The organism is Phenylobacterium sp., assembly GCF_016793285.1.
In the GTDB taxonomy this organism is placed as follows: Bacteria; Pseudomonadota; Alphaproteobacteria; order Caulobacterales; family Caulobacteraceae; genus Phenylobacterium.
In genome coordinates this window covers 1-2,908 of record NZ_JAEUMO010000233.1, presented here as the reverse complement: position 1 = coordinate 2,908, position 2,908 = coordinate 1, and the positions used below count along the sequence as shown (strand labels likewise).

Sequence of the window (2,908 nt, the reverse complement as noted above, 5' to 3'; positions counted from 1 at the left end):
GCTCATCTGAGCCCATCGCCTCGACGGCCGGATCAAGACCCGCTAAGGGATCGCCCTCCGGAGCGATCCCGGCGGCGCGGGTGTAGTTCAGAGGTAGAACGTCAGCTTCCCAAGCTGAATGTCAGGGGTTCGATTCCCCTCACCCGCTCCAACATCTGGCCGATTTCAGACAGACGTTCCGGCAGGCAGGTCGGGCCCGGGAGGTCCCTGGGGGATGCGTTGCGCGCGGGCCCTACAGGTCGGGCCGGATGATGGTCTTGCCCACCACCTTGCGCTGGGCCAGCGTCTCGAAGGCCTCGCGCCATTCCGCCAGCGGGTGCTCGCGGTCCACGCGGGGGCGGACCTTGCCCTCTTCCGCCAGCTTCCAGATCGCCTCGTTGTTCTCGCGGCCCCGGGCGGGGTTCTGGCGGCCGTACTCGCCGGCGCGCACGCCGTGGACCGAGAAGCCCTTGATCAGCGCGATGTTGACCGGCAGCACCGGCAGCCGGCCGCTGGTGAAGCCGATCGACAGGATGCGGCCGCCGAAGGCGATGCAGCGGATCGACTCGTCGAAGACGTCGCCGCCCACGGGATCGTAGATCACGTCCGCGCCGCGCCCGCCGGTCAGTTCCTTCACCCGCTCGCGAAAGCCCCGCGTGACGTTCACGGTGGCGTCGACGTCGTACTCGTTCTCGATGATCGCCAGCTTCTCGTCCGAGGCCGAGGCCGCGATCACCCTGGCGCCCAGCACCTTGGCGTAGTCGACGGCCGCCAGCCCGACGCCGCCGGCGGCGCCATGCACCAGCACCCACTCGCCGGGCTGCACCATCCCGCAGCGGCTGAAGGCCACGTAGGCGGTGAGGTACGCCACCGGATAGCCTGCGGCCTCGGCGAAGGAGAGCCGCTCGGGCTTCTTGCGCAGGGTCGCCGCGGGCAGGATCGCGAACTCCGCGAAGCCGCCGCGCCCGCCGCCGCACACCGCGTCGCCCACCGCCAAGCCGGTGACGCCCTCGCCCAGGGCGTCGATCTCGCCGGCCAGCTCCATGCCGCCCACGAACGGGATCTGCGGCTTGTGCTGGTGCTCGCCGCGGGTCTGCATGAGGTCGGGGAAGTTCACCGCCGCGGCGCGGACCCGGATCCGCACCTCGCCCGGTCCAGGATCGGGCGTGGGCAGCTCGCGGATGTGGACGCCGGCGTAGTCGGGCTTGAGTTCTTCGACGACCAGGGCGCGCATCGGTCCGACCTCGCGGGTTCTCGTTGGGCGCGACCTAAGCCTGCCTCACGCGGGGGCAGGCCAGCCTCAGTGCTGCCCGGCGCCCGGCAGGCCCTTCAGCCCGTGCAGGATCATCTCGGCGGCGAAGTCGGCCGCCGCGGCCGTGTCGATCGGCCGGCGCATCAGCATCCGCTCGCAGACTTCGCGGGCCACGCCGATGGCGGCGGCGGCCATGTAGTCGCTGTCGGAGACCGGGCCGCGGCCCTCGATGATGGCGTGCTCGATGGCGTCCTTCACCTCGGCGAACACGGCCGCCATCTCGGGCGTCTCGCCATGCACGTGCGGCTGCATCTCGCCGGCGGGCCGGCGCGCCATCCAGCTCACATGCTCGTCGGCCATGAACTCGAAATAGGCGACGATGGCCTCGCGCACGAAGAGCTCGATCGTCCCGCCCTTGCCGCGCAGGTCCTTCAGGATCGGGGCAAACCGCCGCGCACCGTCGTCGGCGAGGGCGGCGAACACCTCCTCCTTCGAGCGGTAGTAGTTGTAGAAGGTGCCGGCTGCGAGGCCGGTGCGGCGGATGATGTCGCGCACCGTGGCCGCCTCGTAGCCGAGTTCGCCGAACACTTCGCGCGCCGCGTCCAGAATGGACTGGCGGTTCTGGACCTTCGTCTGCTCCCGCTTTCCGCCGGGCATCTTGGCGGTGGGAAGATAAGCGACCTGCGACATGAACTCTCGACTCGCCCCCGAAACCTGACGGGCGTCATATTAGAATGCGCCGTACGCTCAGCCAAGCGGGTTTACGTTTGCGTCACCCGCGAGGAGCGCCGGTCAGACCGTGCGCTGGGCGCGGTCCTTCTCGTTGCTGGCCTTGATGGAGTCGCGGGCCGCCTCCCATTCCGCGTCCCCCCACTCGGCGAGGCGGTTGAAGCCGCCGCCGCCGCGCAGGTGGCCGCCGCCGTCGATGGCGATGGTCTGGCCGTTCACATAGGCCGAGCCCGGATCCAGCAGGTAGACGGCCAGGTTCGCCAGCTCGCGCATCTCGCCGTTGCGGTTCAGCGGAATGGTCGGGTCGGCTTTCTGCGTCCCGCCGCTGGTGGCCTCGGTCGAGCCGGGGTTCAGGCGGGCCCACGCGCCCTCGGTCGGGAAGGGGCCGGGCGCGATCGCGTTGAAGCGGATGCCGCGGTTGCCCCACTCCACCGCCAGCGACTGGGTCATCACGTTCAGGCCGGCCTTCGACATGGCGCTCGGTACCGTGAACGGCCCGCCGTGCCACACCCAGGTGGTCAGGATCGAGACCACCGAGGCATGCTTGCCCTCGGCCAGCCAGCGCTTGCCCGCGTCGAGGGTCACGTTGAACGAGCCCCGGAAGACGATGTTGGCGATGGCGTCGAAGCCGCGGGGCGACAGGTCCTCGGTGCGGCTGATGAAGTTGCCGGCCGCGTTGTTGACCAGGCCCGTGAGCACGCCGCCCGCCCAGACCTCGTCCATGGCGTCGTGGATCGCCTCGGGCACGCGGATGTCGGTGGCCATGCCGGTGCAGCGGCCGCCGGAGGCGGCGGCGTGGGCGTCGTTGATCTCGTCGGCGGTGGCGGCGACCACGTCGCCGCGGCGGCCCCAGATCACCACGTCGGCGCCCAGCAGCACGCACGCCTCGGCCATCACCTTGCCCAGGCCCGTGCCGCCGCCGGTGATCAGGATGCGCTGGCCCTTCAT

The 2,908-nt window shown here is 70.6% G+C and carries 3 protein-coding genes and 1 tRNA gene; 1 reads left to right on the top strand and 3 read right to left on the bottom strand.

Annotated elements, in window-relative coordinates; all coding sequences use genetic code 11:
* The first annotated feature begins 76 nt into the window (after nt 1–76).
* Nucleotides 77–151, top strand: a tRNA-Gly gene (locus JNL41_RS20180).
* 81 nt (nt 152–232) lie between these two features.
* On the opposite strand, the gene JNL41_RS20175 is transcribed toward JNL41_RS20180, so the two are convergent.
* The 3 genes from JNL41_RS20175 to JNL41_RS20165 all read right to left on the bottom strand — a co-directional run.
* Nucleotides 233–1,213: an NADPH:quinone oxidoreductase family protein gene (locus JNL41_RS20175; protein ID WP_293477971.1), complete on the bottom strand. Its 981-nt coding sequence runs from the start codon at nt 1,211–1,213 to the stop codon at nt 233–235.
* Between the two features lie 66 nt (nt 1,214–1,279).
* Nucleotides 1,280–1,921, bottom strand: a complete 642-nt coding sequence (locus tag JNL41_RS20170) for a TetR/AcrR family transcriptional regulator (RefSeq protein ID WP_293477970.1) — start codon at nt 1,919–1,921, stop codon at nt 1,280–1,282.
* A gap of 102 nt (nt 1,922–2,023) precedes the next feature.
* A partial coding sequence (locus JNL41_RS20165) for an SDR family oxidoreductase (protein ID WP_293477969.1) occupies nt 2,024–2,908 on the bottom strand: 885 nt, incomplete at its 5' end.

What these genes read in the sequence shown, in the direction of transcription:
- JNL41_RS20175 (WP_293477971.1), bottom strand. Translation starts at nt 1,213, where the DNA reads ATGCGCGCCCTGGTCGTCGAAGAACTCAAGCCCGACTACGCCGGCGTC.
- JNL41_RS20170 (WP_293477970.1), bottom strand. Translation starts at nt 1,921, where the DNA reads ATGTCGCAGGTCGCTTATCTTCCCACCGCCAAGATGCCCGGCGGAAAG.